General features: G+C 37.6%; 21 protein-coding genes. 8 read left to right on the plus strand and 13 right to left on the minus strand.

Going from position 1 to position 23728, the window contains the following annotated elements:
- Nucleotides 1-13: 13 nt before the first annotated feature.
- Nucleotides 14-943, minus strand: a complete 930-nt coding sequence (glsA, locus tag AA0X71_RS19655; protein WP_413356970.1) for a glutaminase A — start codon at nt 941-943, stop codon at nt 14-16.
- 169 nt (nt 944-1112) lie between these two features.
- On the opposite strand from glsA, the gene AA0X71_RS19660 reads away from it, so the two are divergent.
- From AA0X71_RS19660 to AA0X71_RS19670, 3 genes are all read left to right on the plus strand, one after another.
- Nucleotides 1113-2015 (plus strand): ABC transporter permease subunit, encoded by a 903-nt coding sequence (locus tag AA0X71_RS19660; protein ID WP_413356971.1) that lies wholly within the window; start codon nt 1113-1115, stop codon nt 2013-2015.
- The gene (locus AA0X71_RS19665; RefSeq protein WP_413356972.1) at nt 2012-2911 is read left to right on the plus strand and encodes a peptide ABC transporter permease; all 900 of its coding nucleotides are present in this window, start codon (nt 2012-2014) and stop codon (nt 2909-2911) included. The genes AA0X71_RS19660 and AA0X71_RS19665 overlap by 4 nt, the downstream gene beginning before the upstream one ends.
- Before the next feature lie 135 nt (nt 2912-3046).
- Nucleotides 3047-3667, plus strand: coding sequence for a class I SAM-dependent methyltransferase (locus AA0X71_RS19670; RefSeq protein WP_413356973.1), 621 nt, complete (start codon nt 3047-3049; stop codon nt 3665-3667).
- Nucleotides 3668-3682: 15 nt separating this feature from the next.
- On the opposite strand, the gene AA0X71_RS19675 is transcribed toward AA0X71_RS19670, so the two are convergent.
- Nucleotides 3683-4105, minus strand: coding sequence for a hypothetical protein (locus tag AA0X71_RS19675; protein WP_413356974.1), 423 nt, complete (start codon nt 4103-4105; stop codon nt 3683-3685).
- Between the two features lie 200 nt (nt 4106-4305).
- Between AA0X71_RS19675 and AA0X71_RS19680 the strand changes: the two genes are divergently transcribed.
- Both AA0X71_RS19680 and AA0X71_RS19685 read left to right on the plus strand, forming a co-directional pair.
- A complete protein-coding gene (locus AA0X71_RS19680) occupies nt 4306-5109 on the plus strand; it encodes an MCP four helix bundle domain-containing protein (RefSeq protein WP_413356975.1) in 804 nt (267 codons plus the stop codon).
- Entirely contained in the window at nt 5096-6070 is a 975-nt protein-coding gene (locus AA0X71_RS19685; RefSeq protein ID WP_413356976.1) for a methyl-accepting chemotaxis protein, read from the plus strand. The genes AA0X71_RS19680 and AA0X71_RS19685 overlap by 14 nt, the downstream gene beginning before the upstream one ends.
- Nucleotides 6071-6119: 49 nt before the next feature.
- On the opposite strand, the gene AA0X71_RS19690 is transcribed toward AA0X71_RS19685, so the two are convergent.
- The 5 genes from AA0X71_RS19690 to cidR all read right to left on the minus strand — a co-directional run bounded on the left by AA0X71_RS19690 (nt 6120) and on the right by cidR (nt 12386).
- On the minus strand, nt 6120-7223 hold the full coding sequence (locus AA0X71_RS19690) for an HD-GYP domain-containing protein (protein WP_413356977.1): 1104 nt from the start codon (nt 7221-7223) through the stop codon (nt 6120-6122).
- A gap of 102 nt (nt 7224-7325) precedes the next feature.
- Complete coding sequence (locus AA0X71_RS19695) at nt 7326-9905, minus strand: putative bifunctional diguanylate cyclase/phosphodiesterase (protein ID WP_413356978.1); 2580 nt, start codon at nt 9903-9905, stop codon at nt 7326-7328.
- A 446-nt stretch (nt 9906-10351) separates the two neighbouring features.
- Complete coding sequence (locus tag AA0X71_RS19700) at nt 10352-10723, minus strand: hypothetical protein (protein WP_413356979.1); 372 nt, start codon at nt 10721-10723, stop codon at nt 10352-10354.
- Nucleotides 10724-10738: 15 nt separating this feature from the next.
- Nucleotides 10739-11257: an acyl-CoA thioesterase gene (locus tag AA0X71_RS19705; RefSeq protein ID WP_413356980.1), complete on the minus strand. Its 519-nt coding sequence runs from the start codon at nt 11255-11257 to the stop codon at nt 10739-10741.
- Between the two features lie 235 nt (nt 11258-11492).
- On the minus strand, nt 11493-12386 hold the full coding sequence (gene cidR, locus AA0X71_RS19710; RefSeq protein WP_413356981.1) for a cidABC operon transcriptional activator CidR: 894 nt from the start codon (nt 12384-12386) through the stop codon (nt 11493-11495).
- A gap of 108 nt (nt 12387-12494) precedes the next feature.
- Here cidR and AA0X71_RS19715 point away from each other — a divergent pair, with 108 nt between their 5' ends.
- Complete coding sequence (locus tag AA0X71_RS19715) at nt 12495-13265, plus strand: divergent polysaccharide deacetylase family protein (protein WP_413356982.1); 771 nt, start codon at nt 12495-12497, stop codon at nt 13263-13265.
- Between the two features lie 82 nt (nt 13266-13347).
- On the opposite strand, the gene AA0X71_RS19720 is transcribed toward AA0X71_RS19715, so the two are convergent.
- The 6 genes from AA0X71_RS19720 to allC all read right to left on the minus strand — a co-directional run bounded on the left by AA0X71_RS19720 (nt 13348) and on the right by allC (nt 21277).
- Nucleotides 13348-14127, minus strand: a complete 780-nt coding sequence (locus tag AA0X71_RS19720; protein WP_413356983.1) for a Cof-type HAD-IIB family hydrolase — start codon at nt 14125-14127, stop codon at nt 13348-13350.
- A gap of 129 nt (nt 14128-14256) precedes the next feature.
- Complete coding sequence (locus AA0X71_RS19725; RefSeq protein WP_413356984.1) at nt 14257-15924, minus strand: ribonuclease J; 1668 nt, start codon at nt 15922-15924, stop codon at nt 14257-14259.
- Between the two features lie 167 nt (nt 15925-16091).
- Nucleotides 16092-17288: a class I SAM-dependent rRNA methyltransferase gene (locus tag AA0X71_RS19730; RefSeq protein WP_413356985.1), complete on the minus strand. Its 1197-nt coding sequence runs from the start codon at nt 17286-17288 to the stop codon at nt 16092-16094.
- Between the two features lie 128 nt (nt 17289-17416).
- Nucleotides 17417-18778, minus strand: coding sequence for an allantoinase (locus AA0X71_RS19735; RefSeq protein ID WP_413356986.1), 1362 nt, complete (start codon nt 18776-18778; stop codon nt 17417-17419).
- Nucleotides 18779-20017, minus strand: coding sequence for a pyridoxal-phosphate-dependent aminotransferase family protein (locus tag AA0X71_RS19740; RefSeq protein ID WP_413356987.1), 1239 nt, complete (start codon nt 20015-20017; stop codon nt 18779-18781).
- 12 nt (nt 20018-20029) lie between these two features.
- Complete coding sequence (gene allC, locus AA0X71_RS19745; protein ID WP_413356988.1) at nt 20030-21277, minus strand: allantoate deiminase; 1248 nt, start codon at nt 21275-21277, stop codon at nt 20030-20032.
- 198 nt (nt 21278-21475) lie between these two features.
- Between allC and AA0X71_RS19750 the strand changes: the two genes are divergently transcribed.
- The gene (locus tag AA0X71_RS19750; RefSeq protein ID WP_413356989.1) at nt 21476-23074 is read left to right on the plus strand and encodes a PucR family transcriptional regulator; all 1599 of its coding nucleotides are present in this window, start codon (nt 21476-21478) and stop codon (nt 23072-23074) included.
- Between the two features lie 146 nt (nt 23075-23220).
- Nucleotides 23221-23718: a 2-oxo-4-hydroxy-4-carboxy-5-ureidoimidazoline decarboxylase gene (gene uraD, locus AA0X71_RS19755; protein WP_413356990.1), complete on the plus strand. Its 498-nt coding sequence runs from the start codon at nt 23221-23223 to the stop codon at nt 23716-23718.
- Nucleotides 23719-23728 lie beyond the last annotated feature (10 nt).

The raw sequence follows: 23728 nt of genomic DNA on the forward strand, positions 1-23728 counted from the left end.
ACATTCTCATCATCTAAAATATACTTAAGCAATAGCGTTTTGATAAAAGTTCGAGCAGTTTAATCCCGGCGATACTATTTCCGATTTCATCGAGTGATGGGCCAAATATACCGATTCCGAATTTTCCTGGAACAGCTCCCATAATTCCGCCTGAAACACCGCTTTTGGCCGGAATCCCGATTTTAATGGCAAATTCTCCAGAAGCATTATACATCCCACACGTGACCATAAAAGTTTTGCAAATACGAGCCACTTCAGATGGCATTAATTGCTTTCCACTTTCAGGGTCTACTCCGTCCATCGCAAAAACAATTCCAATTCTCGCTAAGTCCAAACAGTTCATTTCAATTGCACACTGCTTCGTATACAAATCAATTAATGGTTCAATCTCTTCTTCAATCATTCCATACTCTTTTAAAAAATAACAAAGAGAGCGATTTAAGTGAGCGGTTTCATACTCAGATTGCGCTACTTCCTTACTAAAGCTAATCTGTGAATCAGCAGATAAACCCTGTATAAACGAAAGAAGTCGATTAAATCTTTCAGCCACAGAAACTCCCTCAATCATATGGGTCACCACTAATGCCCCTGCGTTAATCATAGGATTTAGTGGTTTAGCTACTGCCATTGTTTCAAGCTTGACAATCGAATTGAAGGGATCACCAGTCGGCTCCATCCCCACTCTCTCAAATACATATTCTTTTCCTCGCTCCATTAACACAAAAGCAAGGCTGATCACTTTCGATATACTTTGTAACGTAAACTTCTTTTCGATATTCCCAGCTGAAAAGCAATCTCCATTCGGATAGTGAATCGCAATCGATAAATCATCAGGATTTGCTAGACCTAAGGCAGGGATATAATCGGCCACTTTCCCTTTTGTTGTCCAGTTTCGAGCCTCTTCTACCATCGCTTGTAATTCTTCATTCGATTTGCATAGCATTTACATCACCAATCCTAGTATGAGCACATGGACATACATGTATGTGGGAGAATTTGACTAAAATAGTATTTTTATGAGAAAATCAACTAAACTGAATTTTCTAAAATGAAATATTATTCAAATATTATAATTTCACAAAAGTCATTCGAATGATTAAAAGGAGGTTCTTATGGGTTGGGAGTTAATTAAGAGTTCACTTGTTTTCTTTTTGATTGTTATTGCATTTATTCTCCTCTTGCTATTGCCTAGAGAAATGAATGTTGTTCATCACGGTGGACTCGTATTCACTGCTGATTTTCCTTTTACACTAGATTTATATAAGGAAAATATCGCAGCATTTATTCAGCATTTCCAAACAGAAAAAGGATTTGGAAATAACAGTACAGGTGTCCCTATTGTCGAAGAAGTACAAAAACTATTAAAACGAGATTTTACGATTATTATTCCAGCGTTGTTCTTAAGTATGGTTATTGGAACACTGCTCGGTGTTATCCAATTTTATTTTCGAGAAAAAATCATCGGAAAGGTACAAGCCTTTTTTTCATGGATACTGTCTTCCATCCCTGACTTTTTTCTTTTTATCGCCATTCAATACATATTAATCAAACTATTTTACAAAGGGCTCCCCCAGTTTAGTCTCTATGGAAATGATCATTGGTATAACTTTCTTATTCCGATGATCGCTATTACCGTATTTCCGCTGATCCACATGGTGAAATTTACTGCCGCCTCATTAGAAAATGAAGTTGGTCAGGATTACTTACGAACCGCACGTTCAAAAGGATTAAAGACATTAAGCATCCTCAAGCATATGCTTTGGAACTGTCTCTACTCCATTTTGAACCAAACACAATTTGTCATGCTTTACATCTTAACAAGCCTGCCTATCATGGAAAAACTATCAAGTTTTCAAGGAGCCGGTTATCATTTATTAGGAAGTATACTGGCCTATGATGAACCGAGAGCCTTGGCATTTATGTTGCCTTACCTATTGATTATGTTTGCCACGATCATTCTTTCAAAACTATTGAAGCATAGACTATTACCACGAAAATCAGGTGAGTTACGATGACAGTTCTTACATTTTTAAAAAGGAATATCTTATTATGCATCGGCAGCATGATGTTACTTTTTCTCCTTTTCATCACTTTTTTCGGAGAATACATGCCCTTTATTGATTCGGAATTACAAGAAATTGAATATTTGTGGAACGAAAAGAAAATCCCAGTTGTTCCCCCTTACGAACCTTCAGACGAATTTCCATTAGGAACGGATCGAGATGGAAGAGATATTCTTAGTTTGATTGTTGTAGGTGCAAAAGAAACACTATTAATCATTCTTTCTATCACACTCATTCGTTATCTAATAGCCATTCCCCTTGCTTATTTTGCCCATAGGAATTGGTTTGGAGCTAACGCATTACTCAACTGGCTCAATGGCTTTCTTTCTTATGTACCGACAATCATTGTCGTCATATTACTCGTGACATTACCACCTTTAATCATGGCAGGGTCCAGAGCCTTTTTCGTCGTTCTGATTATCGCAGCGATGGAGGTGGGAAGAGTTGCCGATATGATTAAACTTGAATTCAATCAAATTTCTAGGAAAGAATTCGTAACAGGTGGAACGTCAGTAGGAGTCTCTTCTTTTAGGCTTCTGAATAAATACTATTTGCCATTTCTTTATGGAAAGCTTCTGGTTAATCTAGTTGGTGATTTAGGTAAGGTCATGTTTCTACTCGGCCAATTAGGATTTCTAGGAATATTTGTGTCACAAGCTTTTGTTCAAACGGATATCTCCTCATTTACTTTTGAAAACACATCGATTTCATGGCCGATGCTCTTAGCTAATGCATACAGCGACATTCGCGGACCTGTTTGGATTGTCTTTTACCCAGCGCTCGCCATGACCAATGTCATTTTCACATTCAATGTATTAGGACAAGGTCTGCAAAAACTCTTCCGTTAAAAAATAACCCAGTTATCGTTTTTCACGATAACTGGGTTATTCTATGAAACGATTGTCATGAAGCTATACGAATGTAGTATTCTTTGCTAGTATGGAAACAATGTTATGTAAAAAGAGTGGAAAGAGGCCAACAGTATGAAATACACAGGTGAGCGAGTGATCCCAGAATTAATGAAACCTATGAACGGTCTTTTGTTAGAGCATTTAGCCAGGTATCATTTTGCTATCCATTATGCAAAAGGACGAGTCCTAGATTTTGCCTGTGGAAGTGGATTTGGAAGTAATGTGATCGCAGGTGCTAAAAAGAAAGAGATTGAAAAAATAATCGCTGTCGATATTGACCGAGAAACGATTACTTATGCAAAAGGAAAGTATTATCATCCGTTAGTTTCCTTTCAGGTAGAAAACTGCGTAGATCCTATTCTCCCAGAAAAAATGGGCCAATTCGACTTGATTGTTAGCTTTGAAACACTTGAACATGTAGATAAAGAAGACATATTTATGCAAAACATCTATCAAATGCTCAAGCCTGGTGGAACACTTGTGATATCAACTCCTTTTGGTCAAGGCAGAGGGAAACCAACAAGTGAGCCCTACCATGAACACCAGTTAACAGAACAAGAGTTTCAAGAGCTGTTCACTCTATATGAAGAAGTGGAATTTTACTACCAAAAAGGGGTGCTCATTGAGCCTGTACCAGGTCGAAAAGGCCGCCATTATCCAATCGGGATTGCAGTATGTAAAAAAAGAAACTAGTCCACATTATCATGGCTAGTTTCCGTACAGTTCTTTATATGCGATCACCTTTAAAGCTAAAAATTCTTCCTCTGATAGCTTGCTTTCAAGCTCTTGGAGAATTTCCTCTATTGAAGCGGAACCGACTTGTGCCTTCTCCTGAATTTCATTAAGCGTCGTTAAGCCCACTTTATTAATGAGAACTCGCGTTGCCTCCCCTTTTGTTGTAAAAGGCAAATCTTCATCAGCAGCATTTCGAGCTTCTTCCATATGAGATTTAAGCTCTGGATCGCTTTCTATCATTTGTTTTATGTTGTCAATTTCTCCACTATTTTCTAATTCTGTAGTCACTGAATCCATTAGTTTTTCCGAAGCAATATTCGTACCAATATAATAGATGGCATATCCAGCAACTCCAAGAAGCACTAGTGGGATCAGCAGAAACTTTATAATTTTCACGATTCCAACACCCTTTCGTTACCCTATCATACATCGAGATGAAGGTATATGTAAAAATTCGTGTTCTACATAGATTTTGTATTCTAATTATTCATATTATTCTTTACTATAAAAATAGTTTTAATTCACTAAGAAAATAGTATAAAATAGAACTATTATAACATTTTTCGACAGAAGCACAATACTTAGGGGGTACCTGAATGAAACGGCTAAGAATCAAAAGACCTAGATTAAACCTACATCTCTCAGTTTCCAAAAAGTTGTACATAGGATTCGCATCTGTCCTCTTAATTATGGGGATTTTGGGCTATGTCGCCATTAGTTCAACCAATAACATTAATGAGAAAAGCACCGAGATTACCGACATTTGGTTACCTAGTGTTGAATCAATCAATACAATTAATTACCTAACTGAACACCTCGCTTCCCTCGAATATAAATATGTCATTGAACCAGATGAAAAGAAACTCAACTTATTAGTTGAGAAGATGGACGATACGTTTACAGAGATTGATAAAGTATTTGCCAACTTTGAATCAACGATTACCTCTGAAGAAGAACAGCAAAATTTCAATACCCTATTAGATAAATGGGAAAGATATCAAGCCATTCATGCAAAATTTATTGAGCTAGGAAGAGATATGAATATCGTTCAAGGGACTGGTAACGTCAATGGAATTCGTCTTCTCTCAACGATTGGCGAAGCAGATAATATGTTTTCTAGCATCCAGTTTACCGTTAATGAATTAGTTACATATAACCATGATAACGCAATCGCAGCAAGTAACGAAGCGAATAAAGTATTTAATGGTAGCTTAGTTTTAATCATCGCCTTTTTAATCGGTGGAGTGGTCCTAGGATTATCAATCGCCTACATTACTTCACGAATGATTTCTAAGCCGCTAAAATTTGTTACTGATAATGTTAAGGAAGTGGCAAATGGAAACTTGACGATGGATCCAATTAAAGTCAAAAACAGGGACGAAATTGGTGATTCTTGCTGAAGCCTTTAATGAAATGGGGACAAATCTAGCAAACCTTATTCGTCAAGTAACCATAACGTCCGAGACGGTTGCCTCCTCATCAGAGCAGTTATTAGCAAGTTCTGAACAAACATCAAAAGCAACTGAACAAATAACGATTGCGATTCAGGAAGTTGCTGCTGGTTCGGAAAATCAAGTTCAAAGTGCTATGAATGGAAATCAATCGATGCAGGAAATTTCTCATGGAATGGAGCAGGTCGCAGGTTCTATCCAAATCGTTTCGAATTTGAGTGTTTCTACGAGTGAAAGGGCTGAAGCAGGCAATGTTGTTGTTTCTGAGACCGTGACACAAATGAACACGGTTCAAGAGCAAGTATCAAAGATTGCTGATAATATTCAAGTACTTGGTACCCGTTCGAAAGAAATTGGCAAAATAGTTGATTTAATCTCACAAGTATCCGAGCAAACAAATCTCCTTGCTTTAAATGCAGCAATTGAAGCTGCGAGAGCAGGCGAGCATGGAAAAGGTTTTGCTGTTGTAGCGGATGAAGTTCGCAAACTAGCTGTGGAATCCAATAAAGCAACGGACAATATCCGTGCCCTTATTGGTCAAATTCAAAAAGAAATCAATCAGGTTACTCTTTCCATGGAAGAAGGAAAGAACTCTGTTAAATCAGGAATTGAAAAGGTGAATGAGACAGGTAACTCATTCCATGAAATTACTGACATGATTTCAAGTATTAGCACCCAAGCGCAAGAAGTATCGGCCATTGTAGAAGAAGTAAATGTAAGTACGGAAGACATGGTCCAAAAAATGTCCGAAATTGCAACGATTTCCCAACAAGCTGCTGGAAATTCACAACAGGTGGCAGCTTCTGCAGAAGAACAAAATGCTTCCATGGAAGAAATTACAGCCTCTGCCCATACATTAAGCAGCATGGCCCAAGAACTACAAGAAAATGTTTCTAAATTCAGAGTGTAACTTATTAGAAAAGCCAGTCTTCATCAACAAAAGAAGACTGGCTTTTTCATTATAGCAACGCATCTGCTTCAACTATATCAAGCGCAGTATATTTAGTTGCCGATAAATCAATTTCATAAGGTTGTACAGTTTGATTCTCTTGATCTTTTATAATCCGTACCACTGGTCTACCTACTATCTGGAAATTATATTTTGAAACGATTCCAGTTCTTCCATCATTTAAAAGAACCGTCAGACCTGGCGGGTAAATGGCCACACATTCTTTGAATAGTTCCACTTGCTTGGCCTCGAATTGTGTCCCCATCCCCCTTTGAAGAATTTCAATTCCCTTATGGGGTAGCATCGCAGGTCGATAGGTTCGATGACTTGTGACGGCATCAAAAACGTCAGCAACACTTATGATTTTGGCATACTTATGAATCTCATTTTCTCTTAAACCCCTTGGATAGCCTGTTCCATCTATTCTTTCATGATGCTGCAAGGCACAATGGGCTACAGGTATGGGAATCTCATGAATCTTTCTTAACCGCTCAAAGCCTAATTCACAATGAGACTGAATCAGCTCATATTCCATTTCTGTCAGTCTTCCCGGTTTATTTAGAATCTCTTTCGGAATATAAAGTTTACCTAGATCATGCAGCATGGCACCTAAACCAATTTCCTCAATATTCTTGATCGGCAATCCGTTTTCAATCGCTAACTGACAAGCATAAATCGAGACATTTAGAGAATGATTATAAACATGGTCTTCCTGAACCTTTGCCGTTGCCAGTAGATTCAAGGCCGCTTGACTCTCATTGAGACAAGACAAAATATCCTTAAACACCTTCTGAATACTACGTACAACTCGACCTGTTTTCATGATCCCATGGACATTTGGACGTTTATGTATATGGACTAACTCATCTAATCCTTCGGTTATTGCCATTGCTGCTTCTTGCCGTAGCTCATTTGGAATCGTTTCCGTAACTTCAATTCCCTCAGATACTTCATCCTCTATAAATACAGTAAAAACATTTAATTCTTTCAACCGTTTAATTAAATTATTCGTTAAATAGGTTCCTCGTGTCAAAAGGATGGTCCCATTTTCACGGAATATCGATTTTCCCAATTGCGTTCCAGATTGGCAGTTATCTAACTTCACTAAACGCATTCCACTTTCTCTCCGCTTCTTATCACTAAGTTATAGTACCTACATATATAATTAAATCATACTACAAAAGATGATTCATATGTATGATAAAAACAGAGAGTTTCATAGGTAATTTGGCTCTTTCGTACGTACCAATCTCACAAACTCATCTTTACTCACAGGAGGACTGAACAAAAAGCCTTGTATTTCATCGCAACCCATTTGCATTAAAACTTCTTTTTCATGATTTGTTTCGACACCCTCTGCCACAACATTGAGGTCAAGCCCATGGGCAAAAGACAAAATCGATTTAACTAACAGTGCCTGCTTGTCATTTTCATTAATATCCTTGATAAATTGTCGATCGATTTTGATCTCATCAATCGGTAGATGTAGAAGCTGGTATAGGGCAGAATATCCTTTTCCAAAGTCATCAATGGAAATTTGCACCCCCATCTCTTTTAACTGCTCCATCACATTGGACACATGCTGAGGATTTCTAATAAACACACTTTCTGTTATTTCTAGCTTTAAATAACTTGGTTCTACCGCTGATTCTTCAAGAGCCTTTTTTACCATGGAAACAAGATATTCTTGTTGAAAATGTTTGGCAGAAATATTAACCGAAATCGGGATAAATATAGCCTCTTCTTCTTGCCATTGTTTTGTTTGTTTACATGCTTGAATTAACGACCATTCATCAATTTGAAAAATTAACCCCATCTCTTCTGCAATCGGAATAAACACACTTGGAGAAACAGCTCCAAGTTCAGGGTCTTTCCATCTTAATAACGCCTCAACACTTGTCACTTTTCCTGATAGTGTTTTTGGCTGATAATACTGTTCAAATCCGCCAGTATCGACTACAGCACGTAAGGCATTTTCAATAAAGAGACGTTCCTGAAATTTATCTTTCATTGACTCATCGTAAAACTGAACCGTGTTGCCACCCATTTCCTTCGAAATGTACATGGCAATATCAGCAAATCTTACAAGTGTATTCAAGTCCTGTCCATCATCTGGGTACATACTAACGCCAATACTCGCCGTAATATAAAGATCCTGTTCATGAATTCGGAAATAAGTAGATAATTCTCTAATAATCAAATCCAAGGTAGCTTGAATTTCATCTTTATGTTGTAACCGATGAACAATCACAAATTCGTCTCCGCCTAATCGAAAGACTTCACGGTCATTATTCTGTAATACCTTGAGCTTTTTGGCTGTTAAAGTAAGCAATACATCCCCTGCATCATGCCCAAGTGTGTCATTGATTTGCTTAAATTGATTGAGATCAATAAAAATAATGGCGAGCATTTTATTCAAAGGATCATTGATCAGTTCATTCACATAATTTTGAAAGTAATGACGATTTGGCAAAGATGTTAGACCATCATAATAAGCCAAACAATGAAGTTGTTCCTCTGATTCTTTTAATTTTTGGTTCATTTCTGTACTTTCTTGGAACAATTCAGTTAATTTATCTGCCATTTTCCGCAAATTCCGTCCCAGTAGTTGAAGCTCGTAAAGCGAACTCTGTGGCCACTCAATCCCCTCAAACCTCCTTAACTTTTGAGGAAGGCCCGTTGTGATCACTGTTAGATGCTTTAGATTATTTGTAAGCATGCGATTAAAAGCTAGAAGTAACAATACCAAACATAACACCATTAATAACAGGTATTGTGATTGTTCAAGGGAAAGCTGAAAGATGTCATTTTGATATTGATTAATTGGATATTGAAGCAGGATAGTCATCGAATCCACACTTCTTATGTATATATATTGACCTTCCGACCATTTATTTAGTGATTGGAGATTTTCTTTGTTTTTTGGAAATGCCTCATACAAATGGGGGGCCATTTCTTTGATCGAATACTTTTCTTGCAAATCACGAGAATTATTTAAGATCATTGAGTCGGTTGTCACAATGGTTCCTTCTTCACGCTCGAGTAGTATCTCATTCCCTTGTAATTGGTTACGTAGGACTACTTCCTTTATCCCAGAAACATCTTCCTCATCCAATCCAAGTAGAGCTTGCTCAATTCGAGTAGCAATACCTGCTGCCTCTGTACTTATTTCTTTAGGAAGAGATTCATAGGTATTAAACGTATTAGAAATAACATTGATATAAAATGGAACTAAAATAGAAAACAAGGTAATGTGGGATAAAAATTGATGTATTGATACATGGTTTTTATTTAAACGGTTACTTTTAAGCAAACGATAAAATGGAAAATACGCAAGCAGCATATCTGCTAGTAGAACATTCAATAATCCGTTTACAATATCTTTACTGATTGTAAAATAAAGGGCATAGTCAGTAAGGGAATTACGATTAAGAAAGAATAATAGAAATCCACCAATCACAAGCCAAAATAAGGCATCGACATAAAACATTTTTGCCTTTCTGCCTTTGAGGAAGAATAGACCGACAAACAATACTTCTATAATTGGGATCGCGCTTAAGCCTAGAAGATGTAATTCTCTTGGCACAAAAAGGAGGGCAGCAAGACCTGTTACTACCGCCAAAGATAAACCATAAATACGGAAAACAAGAAATAAGAACAAACTAGAAAAAGTAAATGTAATACCAAAAACTAGAGTCAATTTAAATTCTGTTGTAATAAATACGAGACCTATTAAAATAAGGAGGAGAACACTGTCTTTATATAATTTCAGGGCTTCACTTTTATATCTGTTCATGGGCATCTCCCGTTTCCTCATTTTCTAAAAATATTCAGAAATCACGCAACATTCAATCGATTGACTCACTATTTATAATATCACAATAGGATAAACTTGGATATTTTTTCCCGAGTCCTCTTTCGTGCAATTGTTCGGAAACTAAAAAGAGCTTAATCAATAAGCTCCTCTTTTAGTGATGATTATTAAGGTAATATAAAGACCCTGGCCGATTTATTGGCATGAAAGTCCCATCAATAAAAATATCCCTAATGGGTTATGAAAGATTTCCTCAATTCTCCGTGTCGATGAAAATACCTTTTTTCGAGTTGGGCCTTTGTATATCTCAATTCTGTTCAAAGCCTCATTCGAGTGAAGCCTTTTCAATTTGAATGAGGATACCCGCTATAATTTCCTAGGACACAAAAAAAGGAGTAACGACCCTTAATGTCTTTACTCCTTCATTCTTATCGAATATAAGATGGTCCAACTAATGATTCTGGCGGCATCCCCAAAACGAGGAGGGATATTTTTGAGTAGCCAGCATCACAAAACTTTGCAAACAATTGCTTTAAAACAAGAAAGTCTTGATCTTCTTTTAATTTTTTGAGTTCCTTTTTATATACTCTAATTACAGAACCATACACAAATTGCGGTGTGTCAACACCAGCCTCCTCATCCATGATTAAACAACCCATATACCGATATTTAAATTGCAGAGCTCTTGTTAAATATACTGCATCTAATAGTTTTTCAAACAGCACAGGGTAATCTTTTTTGATTATATCAATACTTTTTTGTGCCTCTTCTAACTCATTTATACTTGATAATGTGAACATAGCTTCATCCTCCTTTTATTGATCCCACGGTTTTTTAAGTGAAATATATTCAGCAAGTTCTCTACTTTTCTTTCTTCGAATCCTTCTCATTTCAGCCCGCTCTTTACCGGTTTCGTAAAGAAATTTCTCTTCTTCTGATTCAGGTAAAATACGCGGTACTTGGACAGGCTGTTTATTTTCATCAAGTGCGACAAAGGTTAAGAATGCTGTAGCTGCAACTCTCCGTTCACCAGTGATAATATCCTCGGCAACCACTTTACAAAAAATCTCCATTGAAGTTTTTCCTGTATAGGTAACAAACGACTCTACACAAACTGAATCGGTTTGATGAATAGGGTATAAGAAATCAATCGAATCGGTTGAGGCTGTCACACATTCTTTTACTCTTGAATGTCTACGAGCAGATAATGTTGCAGCATCATCCAGTTTTTTCATTAATACTCCACCAAAAAGTGTATTGTAATTGTTTAAGTCACAGGATAAGACTTGGGCTGTATTAACAATGCGACTTTCACTTGCTTTTTTTGCTTCCATCTCTTAAGTCCTTTCATTCAAACAATTTCATTGGTTTTAATCCTATAAACGACTTGTAAATAGAAATAACCTTTCTTAAAAATTGTACGTCTCTACTTACGTCAAGTAAAATGGTTATATTTCATCTGAAATATTCCATTTATCTATGAAAGAGTTTACATCCATTCTCAAAACGAATAGTTGAAGCACAAAAAAAGAGACGGCATCATTTCCTCCGTCTCTTATGTATTCAGCTTTATATTGTTTTTTCTTCCTTAAGCTTTTCCTTCGTAAAAGAAAGCCATTCTTTGGCAGCAAATGAAAGATAATGATGTTTACTCCAAATGATTCCTAACTTCCATTTAATCGAAGGATTAATGACTTTTATGGCCTTAATTCGATGGTTTAAATTATGGCAAATGCTTTCAGGGATGAGGGCGATGCCAAGCTTCCAAGAAACCATGTCTTCGATAAAAGAGCGTTGTGAGCTCTCCGAAATAATATTGGGAGTAAACCCAACCGATTGACAAGCATGCAGGATACGATCATTGAGAACAAAATCTCGATTATAAGTAATGAACGATTCGTTCGCTAATTCCGCTAATTCAACTTCCTTCCTTACGGCAAATGGATGTGACTTATGGAGAATTACCCGAAAATCTTCTTCTTTTAATGCTAAATGTTCAAAGATATCTGTTTGCGTAGGTAAAACAACAATTCCTACATCTAGCAGATTTTTTTCCACAGCCTCTTCAATTTTTTTCGATCCTTGTTCCATAAGCTGAAATGTGATTCCAGGATATTTCTCATGGAAGCTACTTACAATTTTAAGAAACAAATGAGCATTAAAAATAGGAGGTAATCCGATACGAATATGTCCTTTTTTTAATCCTAAAAGATTATCTAGTTCATTTTCTAAGTTATGATATGCTCGATTAATTAATGTCGCTTGCTCGAAAATCAATTTTCCAGCATCTGTAAGAGTCAATTGCTTTCTGGACCGTTCAAAAAGTGGAACCCCTACCTCCTCCTCAAAATTTTTGATCATCTTACTTATCGTCGGCTGAGTGATATAAAGATTATCAGCAGCTCGAGAAAAACTATTTGCATGAACCACTTCAATAAAATATTGTAAATGTTTAATGTCCATTTCTTTCACCTAACTTTTTATTTTTTCCCGTACGGATTTATGATGGATAACTTCTTTGGATGAAAGAGTATGAATTGTGAAATCTTAAAGAAAAAGGAGTGACGATACATGCGCATTATGCTGTTAGCTATATTCATTGTTTTTTCTTCGATACCTGTTCATGCAGAGTCAGTAAATCAAGAACCAACCAGGAAAAAAGAATTGGCCATTGTCATTGATGATTTCGGAAATAATATGGAAGGTTCAAAGGAAATGCTTGCCCTTCCCATTCCCCTTACGGTAGCGATTATGCCCTTTTTATCTACTACGGAAAAAGATGCTAAGCTCGCACATGAAAAAGGACATGAAGTCATCATTCACTTGCCGATGGAGCCCAAGAAAGGAAAAAAGAGTTGGTTAGGTCCTGGTGCAATTACAACCGATTTAAGTGATAAAGAGATTAGAAAAAGAGTTGAACAAGCGATTCAAACCGTTCCCTATGCCGTCGGTATGAACCATCACATGGGTTCAAAAGCGACTGAGGACGAGAGAGTGATGCGGATTATTCTTGAAGTATGTAAGGAAAACAATCTTTATTATCTCGATAGTAAAACGGCTCAAAAAAGTGTCATTCCAAAAATCGCTGAAGAATTATCTGTTCCTTTTCTTGAAAACGATATGTTCTTTGACCATATTTACTCTGAAAGACATATATACCAGCAAGCATCTAAATTGACCGATCGCCTTGATAACCGCCAACAATTCATTGCCATTGGGCATGTTGGCATAACTGGCAATAAAGTGGTTAGTGCTTTAAAAACATATTTACCGGAGTATGAAAAAGAAGCAAAGATCGTTCCTTTATCAGCCTTAATTACTCCCATGATTCCTTCCCTTTGACGACAAGAAATTAAGATACGAAAAAGAGTATTAAAAACGTGCAGTCATTTTTAATACTCTTCTTCTATATTTGGATTGTTTTCTATAATAAGCCAACCATTTTTAGTCCGTGGAGAATGCCATCTTCTTCCACAGATTTAGTCACATATTTAGCGACTGCCTTTGCTTCTTCCTCACCATTCCCCATGGCAACACCATGATGAATCATCGACAGCATTTCCAGATCATTTAATCCATCACCAAAAGCATATTGACGCTCTTTTGGGATCCCTAGTTTTTCGACGATCTTTTCGATTCCTTTCCATTTCGAACCACCTCTTGGCAGTACATCACAAGAAACAGAATGCCAACGGATAAAATCAAAATCTTCAAAGCTATCTTCATATTGCTTTTCTTCTCCTTCAGGACAAAATAGAAGGGTTTGAAAAATATCTCGCTCTTTATAATAATGAGGATCATGAGTAGGGAAGTGCTCGATTTTTAAAGAGCTTATGCTTTCATTAATATACGAATGCTCCGGAACATTTGCCCTCATGCCCACATGGTCCATATAAACAACTGGATGATCATTCGCAAGTGCTGCTTCTGTCAATTTTAGAAGGGAAGGATTAGAAAGAGGATTCGTGTACAATACTTCCCCATTTAACACGACATATTGTCCATTGTAGCTAACAAAGGTATTGATCCCTAATTCATTTCGTAAATCCTCGTACATGAATGGGGCTCTGCCTGTTGCTATCGCCACTACATGTCCTTGCTCCTTTAAATCGAATACAGCCTTTTTTGTTGACTCTGGTAATTTTTTATCATGGTTCAGAAGAGTCCCATCAATATCAAAAAAAATAACGCTTTTTTCACTCATTTTTAGTACCAACTTTCTTTGCTGTTCTTCTCTCTATTTGAATACAGTTGCATCCCCATATTCATTATTTTCACTTTTATGTTATCCCATTACGTTACAGCATTGCAATGATAAAGAGTTCTCTCCTCATTAAATTTCGATGATGATCGGTAATATCATCGGCCTTCTTTTAGTTTTTGTATATAAAAATTCACCAATGGTTTTCTTTAAGTTTTGTTTCACGGTGCTCCATTGACCTCTTCCAGAAATGTTTAAATCCTTTACTGTTTTTTCGATGATTCGATTCATATCCCTTATTAATTCTTCAGAATCTCTTACATAGATAAAGCCTCTCGTTATCGTATCAGGACCTGATATCAATTTTTTATCTACCTTACTCATCGTTAGGACAATGACGAGCATTCCATCTTCTGAAAGTTGCTTCCGATCCCTTAAGACAATATCACCGATATCACCAACACCTACTCCATCTACATACGTATCTCCAGCATGAATACGTCTTGTGTGACGAGCAAGCGAATGTTCAATATCAACCACTTCACCATTTTTGAGGATAAACGTATTTTCTTGTTTGACCCCAACGGATTCCGCTAATAATCGATGCTGATGGAGCATCCGATATTCTCCGTGAATCGGGATAAAATAATTCGGTTTCATAAGCGTAAGCATCAATTTTAAATCTTCCTGATGTCCATGACCAGAAACATGCATTCCTTTTCCAGAACCATAAATAACATGGGCACCAAGTGAAAATAAATTATCAATGATTTTCGATACACTTTTTTCATTTCCTGGGATTGGACCAGCCGCGAGTATTACCGTATCACCAGCTAACACTTCCACCCCTCTGAAGTTTCCAGTCGATAAGCGGGATAAGGCTGCCAATGGTTCTCCTTGACTTCCCGTACATAAAATAGCGACCCGTTCAGGAGATAACTCATTGATTTCATTTGGTTCAATCAGCATTCCTTCAGGGACATGTAAGTACCCTCTTTGAATGGCCACATCCACAACATTGACCATACTTCTCCCAAGTAAAGCAAGTTTCCGATTTGTTCTTATTGCAGCATCCACCACTTGTTGCACTCTGTTTATATTAGAAGCAAATGTTGATAGGATCACCTTTTGCTTTGCCTTAATGAATGCCTCCATTACTTGCTCTCCAACCATTTTCTCCGACGGTGTACCTCCTGGCCGTTCAGCATTTGTGCTTTCCGAGAGTAATAGTAATACGCCCTCTGTACCGATTTGGGCCATTTTATGAATATCCGAATACTGTTGATTAACAGGGGTTAAATCAAATTTAAAGTCACCTGTATGGACAATATTTCCTTGTGGTGTTCGGAATACAACACCTAGGCAGTCAGGAATACTATGATTCACCCTGAAAAATTGTACGATCATTTGACCAATTTTTAATTCAGCATCTGAATCTATCTCTACTAGTTTGGTCTCCCGTAATAATTTATGCTCTTCCAACTTTAATTCAATTAATCCAAGTGTAAATCGCGTCGCAAAAACAGGCACATCAATCTTTTTTAACAGATACGGGATCCCTCCAATATGGTCCTCATGCCCATGTGTCACAATTAACGCTTTAACTTTATCTCTGTTTTCCTCTAAAAATGAGACATCAGGAATAATCAAATCAATCCCCAATAAACTCTCATCTGGAAATTTATTCCCACAGTCAATAACGATCATATCATCTGCATATTGAATACAGTACATGTTTTTGCCTACTTCATTAAGTCCACCTAGAGCAAAAATAGACAATACCTCATCGTTTGTACTCATACCATTCCCACCTTTTTTTTACATATAGGGATAGTATTTGAGTAATGCATGACTTTATATTCTCTGAAATCACTCATTCAGCGTTTTTTTGGAAAAAATTTCGTTATCGAGACATACAAAAAAGGAACCAGGTTTGAGGTTCCTTTCATTACGGTTATTAGTGTGATTTACGATAATTTTTTAAGAAAAACGACCTTCAAATAATCGCCTTCTTTAAATTCTTTAATCGTTTTAAAATCTGCAGGAAGCCTGAACTCTTCAAGAATTTGATACTTGGTATTAGCCTGCTGAAAAGCTTTTTCAATGAAACCTTTGAATTTATCCATTCCAAATGTACTGCAATTAGTAGAGGCGACAATAACTCCACCCTTTTCTGTGATGTGAATAGCTTTTTCTAATAGGTCCGGATAATCCTTTCCTGCACTGAATGTATGCTTTTTAGAGCGAGCATAGCTCGGTGGATCAAGGACCACTAAATCAAAGCTAAGATTTTTACGAACCGCATATTTAAAATAGTTAAACACATCTTCAACGATAATATCCTGTGCTTCGTAATCGATTCCATTGACACTAAATTGTTCAATTGTTTTGCTTTTACTGCGATTTGCCACATCGACACTTGTTGTTTTTATGGCACCACCTAATGCAGCAGCGACTGAAAAGGCACCAGTATACGAAAAGGTGTTTAATACCGTCTTGCCTTCTGCATATTTATCACGAATCTTCTTCCTTACCTCTCGTTGATCTAAAAAGATTCCAACCATCGCACTTTCATTAAGATAAACGGCAAAGCTCATGCCAATTTCCTTTACAAGAAGTGGTTCAGGAGCTCTTTCTCCGGTGACAAAATCATCGTCCTCCATATAAGTCCCTTGCTCTGCGAAACGTTTCTTTTCATAAAGACCTTTATAATCGACAACCTTGTTTAGGGCTTCGCTCAGCACATCTTTAAACTGATAAATGCCCTCACTATACCATTGAATAAGGAGGTAGCCATCAAAATACTCAATCGTTACTCCACCAATTCCATCTCCTTCTCCATTAAACAATCGAAAAGCTGTTGTTTCAGGATCTTTAAAGAGAAACTGACGATGCTCTAAAGCTTTCTTTATTTTTTTCTCGAAAAAAATGGCGTCAATTTGCTCGTCCTTCTGTCTGCTTAATATCCATCCAATTCCTTTATTTTGTTGCCCATAATATCCTTTTGCTAAGAAGGCACCTTTGTCATCTGTTAGTTCAATGAGAGTCCCTTCCTCACCTAGTTGATTTGCATTTTGAATCGCTTCCTTTTTGATTAGAGGAACTCCAGCCTTAACACTCTTCACATATGATGACTTTACTTTTAACTTTATTGTTTTATTCATAAAAACCGTCCTATTTAGTTATTTCGAGAAAAAGAAAAGAAGCCTCATCCATTTATAGAATGGGCTTCTTCCTTCTTTTCTAATACCTTTTATTATACCTTTCTTTATCCTTAGGTCGAATTTTTTTATTAATTTGCTATGCCTTTAAGCCATTTCCCCTTGTTTTTCGATAGTTTAATGTGTCCATCTTCAAAAATGATATTCCCATTATTTATTGTAGACTTTATATTACAAGGAAAAGTATGCCCGAGATAGAGACTTTCTTTATGTTTTGCAAAGAAGTTAGACTCCGTTACGGTGAACGTTTCTTCTGTTGATACAATCGCAAAATTGGCAGGTTCGCCCACCGCAATTTCCCCTTTAAAAGGAAGTTTAAACCGTTCCGCTGGATTCGCTGACAGTTGCTTAGCAATTTTTTCAAAAGGAAGATCATACTTTAACGCTAACTCAATTATGGCAAGTAAGGTAAACTGCCCCCCGCTAATTCCACCCCATGCCTCAAAAAGATGATGAGTCTTTGGATCCTTTAAGGAAAAAGGACAAGGAGAGTGATCAGAGGCAATCATATCAAACTTACCATCTATGAATAAATGAATTAATTTCTCCTGTTCTTCTTTCTCTCTTAATGGTGGTGCACATTTCGCAACTGTTCCTTTTTCTACTAAATCTTCATGGGAGAATAGTAAATAATGGGGACAGGTTTCCACGGTTACATCAATGCCCTGTTCTTTTGCTTCTTCAATTTTCCCCACGGCAGCCGCACTGCTTATATGGACAAAATGAATCGGACAGCCTGTGATTTTTGCATAGGACAGGACTCTTTCAACCGCCTCGACTTCTGCAAGAATCGGTCGCGTTTCTAGGTAATCATCTGCACTGAATTGTCCTTTTTGTCGCTTTTCAGCCGTTAGCCATTTCGTTATCGCATCACTTTCCGAATGGAGGGCAAGAACTTTGTTCAATGAAGCAATCTCTTTCATTCCACTCAACAAAGTAATGTCATCAATGCGCTCAAATTCCTCATTTCCAGATTCGGAAAGAAAAGCTTTAAAGCCTATTGCTCCAGCCTCAGCAAGTCCTCCTAAATATTCGACATTTCCTGGGACAAGTCCGCCCCATAAGGCAAAATCAACCATTGATTTCTCTTGTGCTACCTCTACTTTTTGCATCAGGGCTTCCTTGCTAATGGTTGATGGAACCCCATTTAATGGCATATCAAAAAAGAGCGTACAGCCACCAGCTGCCATCATATCAGAACCGGTTTCAAAGCCTTCCCATTCTTCTCTTCCAGGATCATTGAAATGGACATGAACATCAATGGCACCTGGGAAAATATATAACCGACTCGCGTCCATTTCTTTGTCCGCTTGCTCAGTTAGATTTGCATCTATTTTAGCAATCTTGCCATCTTTAATCCCAATATCAGCTTTCTTCACACCTTCCGGTAAGACGACGAAACCATTACGAATAACTAAATCGAAAATGAACATTTATCCCACCACCTTGGCGTCATAATGATCAAGGGCTGCTTGCAATGCATTTCCTCGATTGACTGCCACTCCATGGCGGATAAGTACTGCCTCTAACGCTCCTAAGACTGAAAGAATATTTTCCTTCCTGCAACTATAACCCATCGTTCCAATTCTCCAAATCTTCCCGTGTAATGGTCCAAAAGATGAAGCAATTTCAATCCCAAATTGCTGTAGGAGCATGTTTCTTACCGCGTCTCCATCGACACCCGTAGGAATCTTGACACAGGTAACACAAGTGAGCTTGTTTTCAGGATCACCAAAAAGTTCTAATCCCATCGCTTCAATTCCTTTTATTAATGCTTGCTCATGAAATTGATGGCGCTCAAACCTCTCTTCCAAACCTTCTTCCAATACAAGTCGCAAGCCTTCCCTCAAGGCATACACCATCGAGGTCGCTTCCGTATGATGATTCAATCTTCTTGGGCTCCAATAATCTTGTAACATCCCTAAATCAAAATAGTTACTTGCAATCGGAAGCTTGCTTCGCACATATTGACGGTCCTCATCGGTCGCAATTCCTCGTTCCACCTTTTTACGAGAGAGAATAATCTCCTCAATCCGCTCATTATAGGAAATGGGCGCCATTCCAGATGGGACAGACAGGCACTTTTGTGTTCCACCTATTACTGCATCAATAAACCATTCATCTGTTTTTACTTCAACTCCACCAATCGAAGCCACAGCATCAACTACCAATAAAACATCTTGCTCACGACACGCCTTTCCAATTTCTTGGAGCGGCTGTATTCTTCCAGTAGAAGTTTCGCCATGTACAATCGCAACAAGTTTTGGAGATACCTTTTTCATTTCAGTTATAATCTTTCTTGGGTCAAAGACCTCGCCCCATGGACAGTCGAGCGTATAAACATCTGCGCCATATCTTTCACAGATTTCCACAAGCAAATGACCAAAACGGCCATAAATCGGAACAAGTACTTTATCCCCTGGTTCGATTATGCTCGATAACACTGCTTCATTCCCAGCACGAGACGTTCCATCAATCGGGAACGCCCAATGATTGTTCGTCTGAAAAACCTTTCGTAGCATTTCCATTACTTCATTCATAATATTTGTAAAAGCTGGATCGAACTGCCCTAATATCGGTGTACTGAGTGCTCTTAGAACCCTCGGGTCCACTTCCACTGGTCCTGGTGTCATAATCGTTCTCTTCGGTGTATTTAGCTCTGAAAAACTCATCTTCCATCCCCCTTAGTAGGCCAATTTGTATAATAGCTCTGTCAGAAGCTCTACTCCTGTCTCCAAATCTTCTAATTTTGTAAACTCTTGAGGAGAATGACTTATGCCTTTTTGACTCGGTACAAACAATAAAGTAGTAGGGCAAATCGTGGCAAATACTTGGGCATCATGTCCAGCACCGGAGACGATATCCTGATGGCTAATGTTTTTATTGGATGCAAGCTGACGAACCATCCTGTTCATCCCTTTATCCATCGCAATCGGTTTGACATCCATCCACTGTGATACTTGAACGTTCATCTCTAACTCGGTTGCGATTCTTTCAAATTCAGCAAATATATCTTCACAATATCGGTTAAGCATGTCTTCGCGATGATTTCGGATGTCTAAGCTGAATTCCACAACACCTGCCACCACATTGGGCACATTAGGTTTTACATTGATTTTCCCTACGGTTGCCACTAACTGTGAATCGAATTCTTTTGCTTTATCGGTTAAATACGTAATCAATCGTGACGTTGTGGTCACTGCATCCTTACGATAAAACATCGGAGTCGTACCAGCATGATTGCTTTCACCGCTCACTTTTACCGTATAACGACGTTGTCCTACAATATGGGAAACGACGCCAATGGAATTCTGGTTTCGTTCAAGAACCATTCCTTGTTCAATATGAATCTCAATAAACCGCTCAATATCATGACGAATCGAAGAAGTATATTGGTTTGGATCGAAGCCTGCAGATTTCATCGCATCTAAAAAAGATATTCCCTCTTCATCTTGTAAATCCTTCACATTTTCTAAATTATAAGCACCATTTATATTTCTCGAGCCCCAAAACGTTAAAGGAAAGCGACTTCCTTCTTCTTCACTAAGCGAAATGACTTCAATCGTTTTTTTCGGGTAACCAAATGCCTGGAATAATCGCGATGTAGCCAGAAGGCTTGCAATGATTCCATATGCTCCATCATACTTCCCACCATTTCTCACCGTATCAATATGGGAGCCTGTTAAGATCGATTTACTACTCGATTCCGTTCCCTGCAGTTTGCCAAATAGATTCCCAGCACTATCAAAATAGGTAGCTAACTGGAACGCTTCCATTTTATCCTTTAATGCTTTTTGGGCTTCCTTCCATTCTTTTGAAAATAACAGCCTTGTATTTCCTCCAGTTTCTGTTTTTCCGAACTGAGCAAGCCATTCAATCATTTCCTCTACTGTATTTTCCTTATACATCTGTTTCCCAACTTGAATGGCCATCCGATTCACTCCCCAACTAAAAAGTTCATGTTAACTTTTGTTACATAGAATATTTAAGTTAAGTTTACTTATTTCACCATGAGAGTTCATTATCGTTTTTATACAAATTTAAATATCAATTTTGTTTATATTAACCAAGTGTGATTTCTGTGCTATGATAAAAAATAAATTATTCAGAATTTTTAAAGAGGTGTCATAATGAAGGTAATCGAGTTATTATCCGTGTCTGAATTCACCGGAATGTCGTTAATCGCAGGAGCATCTGGGAAAAACAGAGAAGTAAATACGGTCAATATGATGGATGCACCAGATATTATCAATTTTCTCAATCCTAATGAAATGCTCATTACAACCGCCTATCATTTAAAAGATCACCCGGATCAACTAGTGGAATTAATTCGAGCTATGCATGCACAAGGTTGTGCAGCATTAGGCATTAAAACAAAGCGATTTTTACAGGAAATTCCTCTAGAAGTGTTGGAGCTTGCCGATGCTCTTGCCTTTCCGATTATCGAACTTCCGTTAGACTTGTCCCTTGGAGAAATTGTTAACTATACGTTAAGAGCGATTTTGGATCAACATGCTGCCGAGCTTGCCCATGCCTTTGAGACTCATAAACAATTTACGCGAATCGTTTTACAAGGAGAAGGAATTCCTAAGTTGCTACTAGATTTATCAGCCATGATTGATCACCCTGTCCACTTAATTAATCAACATTTAAAACCAATGTACACCACGAATTCTGATTCTGCCTTTTATTCATTTATGGGCTCTATCCGCAAGGACGTCTTCTACCAATCGATGACCAACACAGCTCGCATTTCCTTTTCACTTTGTTCAACAAAACAGTCGTACACTCTTTTTCCCGTTTATTTTAACGAGAAAAAAAGTGGCTTTCTTACGATTTCAGGGAATATTCATCAACCTGCAACATTATTAACGATCGAACAGGCTATTAACGTTATTTCCTTTGCCCTTATGAAGGAACAAGCCCTTAAACAACAAACACGAAGTATCCGAAATGATTTCTTTACCCATTTCCTTGATCAAGCCTTTTCCTCCGACACTGAGATTGTTAATCGGGCAACAGAATTCTCTCTTTCCAATGAACAAAAATATATCTGTGCCATCGGCAAAGTAGATGATACGGACCAGTACTTTTCTTATCGAGAAAGGCAGCAAATAATCGATGATATTTATGATTTTCTGGAGGAAGAACTACAGAACCCAAGCCCAATTGGACATCTTTTTACAATAGGGGATCGTTGTATTGTTCTGTATGAAATCGAGGAATCAAGTTCCATTGTTGAAACTTCTCTTATCCAGCTACAACAAAAGGTCAGTACCTACTTTAATAAAACCATCTCTTTCGGTGTCAGCAATGTCAGTCATACTTTCCTACAAACTAGACATGCTTACAGTGAAGCTTTGGATGCTTTGTCACAGGGGGAATTATTGAAACAACGCCATTTCATTCAAGTCTTTCAGACGAAAGATGTAACCGAACTATTGCGCCTTATTCCAGCAAAGGAATTAAGAAACTTCTGTAATTACGCTTTACAAGGTTTTACCCGTCCAGAAGCCGAGGACGAACAAACATTAATTCAGACGTTATCCGTTTTTTTGGCTTCAAACTGTCAAATCTCTGAAACAGCCAAAAGATTATTTGTTCATCGCAACACGGTTGTCTATCGGATTGAAAAATGCGAGGAAATTCTCGGAAAGTCATTAAAGGAACCGGAAACGACCTTACAGCTAAGAGTTGCACTACGAATCAAGGCACTGTTAGAAATATAAGCTAATTTTGTGCATAACGCACAGTACACATTTGATTATTCGGCTAACATGAACAATGACAACGCTAAATTATTTTATTATTATGTAAATAAAAATAACTCTGAATGTTATATCTTTTAACAAATCTAAGTAAAGGAGCGATAAACATGCTCACAATCGAACAAGTCAATACGTTAACGAAACATGATTTCATAGACCTTTTCGGCGGAATTTTCGAGCACTCATCTTGGATAACAGAAATGGCATTTGAGGCAAAACCATTTTTTTCAGTCGAACATCTACATGAAGAGATGGTTTCAATCGTTAAAAAATCTACAGATGAACAAAAGCTTACCTTAATTAAGGAACATCCTAATTTAGGCGATCGTGTAGAAATGAGTCCTGACTCTGTTAATGAACAAAAGGGGGCTGGCTTAAAAGATTTGACACCTGATGAATATGACCAGTTCATCTCAATTAATCGAAGTTATATGGAGAAATTCGGATTCCCCTTTATCATTGCCGTTCGTGGCAAAAGTAAAGAGCAAATATACAAAGCGATGGAAGCGCGAATTCAAAATCCAGTCGAAACAGAATTTGAAACGGCATTAGAACAAATTTATCAGATCGGGCTACTTCGTTTACAAGAAAAAATCAATGAATGATTCTAAAAAA

This window comes from Robertmurraya phoenicis (assembly GCF_047302285.1).
In the GTDB taxonomy this organism is placed as follows: domain Bacteria; phylum Bacillota; class Bacilli; order Bacillales; family Cytobacillaceae; genus Robertmurraya.

What these genes read in the sequence shown, in the direction of transcription:
- glsA (WP_413356970.1), bottom strand. Translation starts at nt 943, where the DNA reads ATGCTATGCAAATCGAATGAAGAATTACAAGCGATGGTAGAAGAGGCT.
- AA0X71_RS19660 (WP_413356971.1), top strand. Translation starts at nt 1,113, where the DNA reads ATGGGTTGGGAGTTAATTAAGAGTTCACTTGTTTTCTTTTTGATTGTT.
- AA0X71_RS19665 (WP_413356972.1), top strand. Translation starts at nt 2,012, where the DNA reads ATGACAGTTCTTACATTTTTAAAAAGGAATATCTTATTATGCATCGGC.
- AA0X71_RS19670 (WP_413356973.1), top strand. Translation starts at nt 3,047, where the DNA reads ATGAAATACACAGGTGAGCGAGTGATCCCAGAATTAATGAAACCTATG.
- AA0X71_RS19680 (WP_413356975.1), top strand. Translation starts at nt 4,306, where the DNA reads ATGAAACGGCTAAGAATCAAAAGACCTAGATTAAACCTACATCTCTCA.
- AA0X71_RS19690 (WP_413356977.1), bottom strand. Translation starts at nt 7,223, where the DNA reads ATGCGTTTAGTGAAGTTAGATAACTGCCAATCTGGAACGCAATTGGGA.
- AA0X71_RS19695 (WP_413356978.1), bottom strand. Translation starts at nt 9,905, where the DNA reads ATGAACAGATATAAAAGTGAAGCCCTGAAATTATATAAAGACAGTGTT.
- AA0X71_RS19700 (WP_413356979.1), bottom strand. Translation starts at nt 10,723, where the DNA reads ATGTTCACATTATCAAGTATAAATGAGTTAGAAGAGGCACAAAAAAGT.
- AA0X71_RS19705 (WP_413356980.1), bottom strand. Translation starts at nt 11,257, where the DNA reads ATGGAAGCAAAAAAAGCAAGTGAAAGTCGCATTGTTAATACAGCCCAA.
- cidR (WP_413356981.1), bottom strand. Translation starts at nt 12,386, where the DNA reads ATGGACATTAAACATTTACAATATTTTATTGAAGTGGTTCATGCAAAT.
- AA0X71_RS19715 (WP_413356982.1), top strand. Translation starts at nt 12,495, where the DNA reads ATGCGCATTATGCTGTTAGCTATATTCATTGTTTTTTCTTCGATACCT.
- AA0X71_RS19720 (WP_413356983.1), bottom strand. Translation starts at nt 14,127, where the DNA reads ATGAGTGAAAAAAGCGTTATTTTTTTTGATATTGATGGGACTCTTCTG.
- AA0X71_RS19725 (WP_413356984.1), bottom strand. Translation starts at nt 15,924, where the DNA reads ATGAGTACAAACGATGAGGTATTGTCTATTTTTGCTCTAGGTGGACTT.
- AA0X71_RS19730 (WP_413356985.1), bottom strand. Translation starts at nt 17,288, where the DNA reads ATGAATAAAACAATAAAGTTAAAAGTAAAGTCATCATATGTGAAGAGT.
- AA0X71_RS19735 (WP_413356986.1), bottom strand. Translation starts at nt 18,778, where the DNA reads ATGTTCATTTTCGATTTAGTTATTCGTAATGGTTTCGTCGTCTTACCG.
- AA0X71_RS19740 (WP_413356987.1), bottom strand. Translation starts at nt 20,017, where the DNA reads ATGAGTTTTTCAGAGCTAAATACACCGAAGAGAACGATTATGACACCA.
- allC (WP_413356988.1), bottom strand. Translation starts at nt 21,277, where the DNA reads ATGGCCATTCAAGTTGGGAAACAGATGTATAAGGAAAATACAGTAGAG.
- AA0X71_RS19750 (WP_413356989.1), top strand. Translation starts at nt 21,476, where the DNA reads ATGAAGGTAATCGAGTTATTATCCGTGTCTGAATTCACCGGAATGTCG.
- uraD (WP_413356990.1), top strand. Translation starts at nt 23,221, where the DNA reads ATGCTCACAATCGAACAAGTCAATACGTTAACGAAACATGATTTCATA.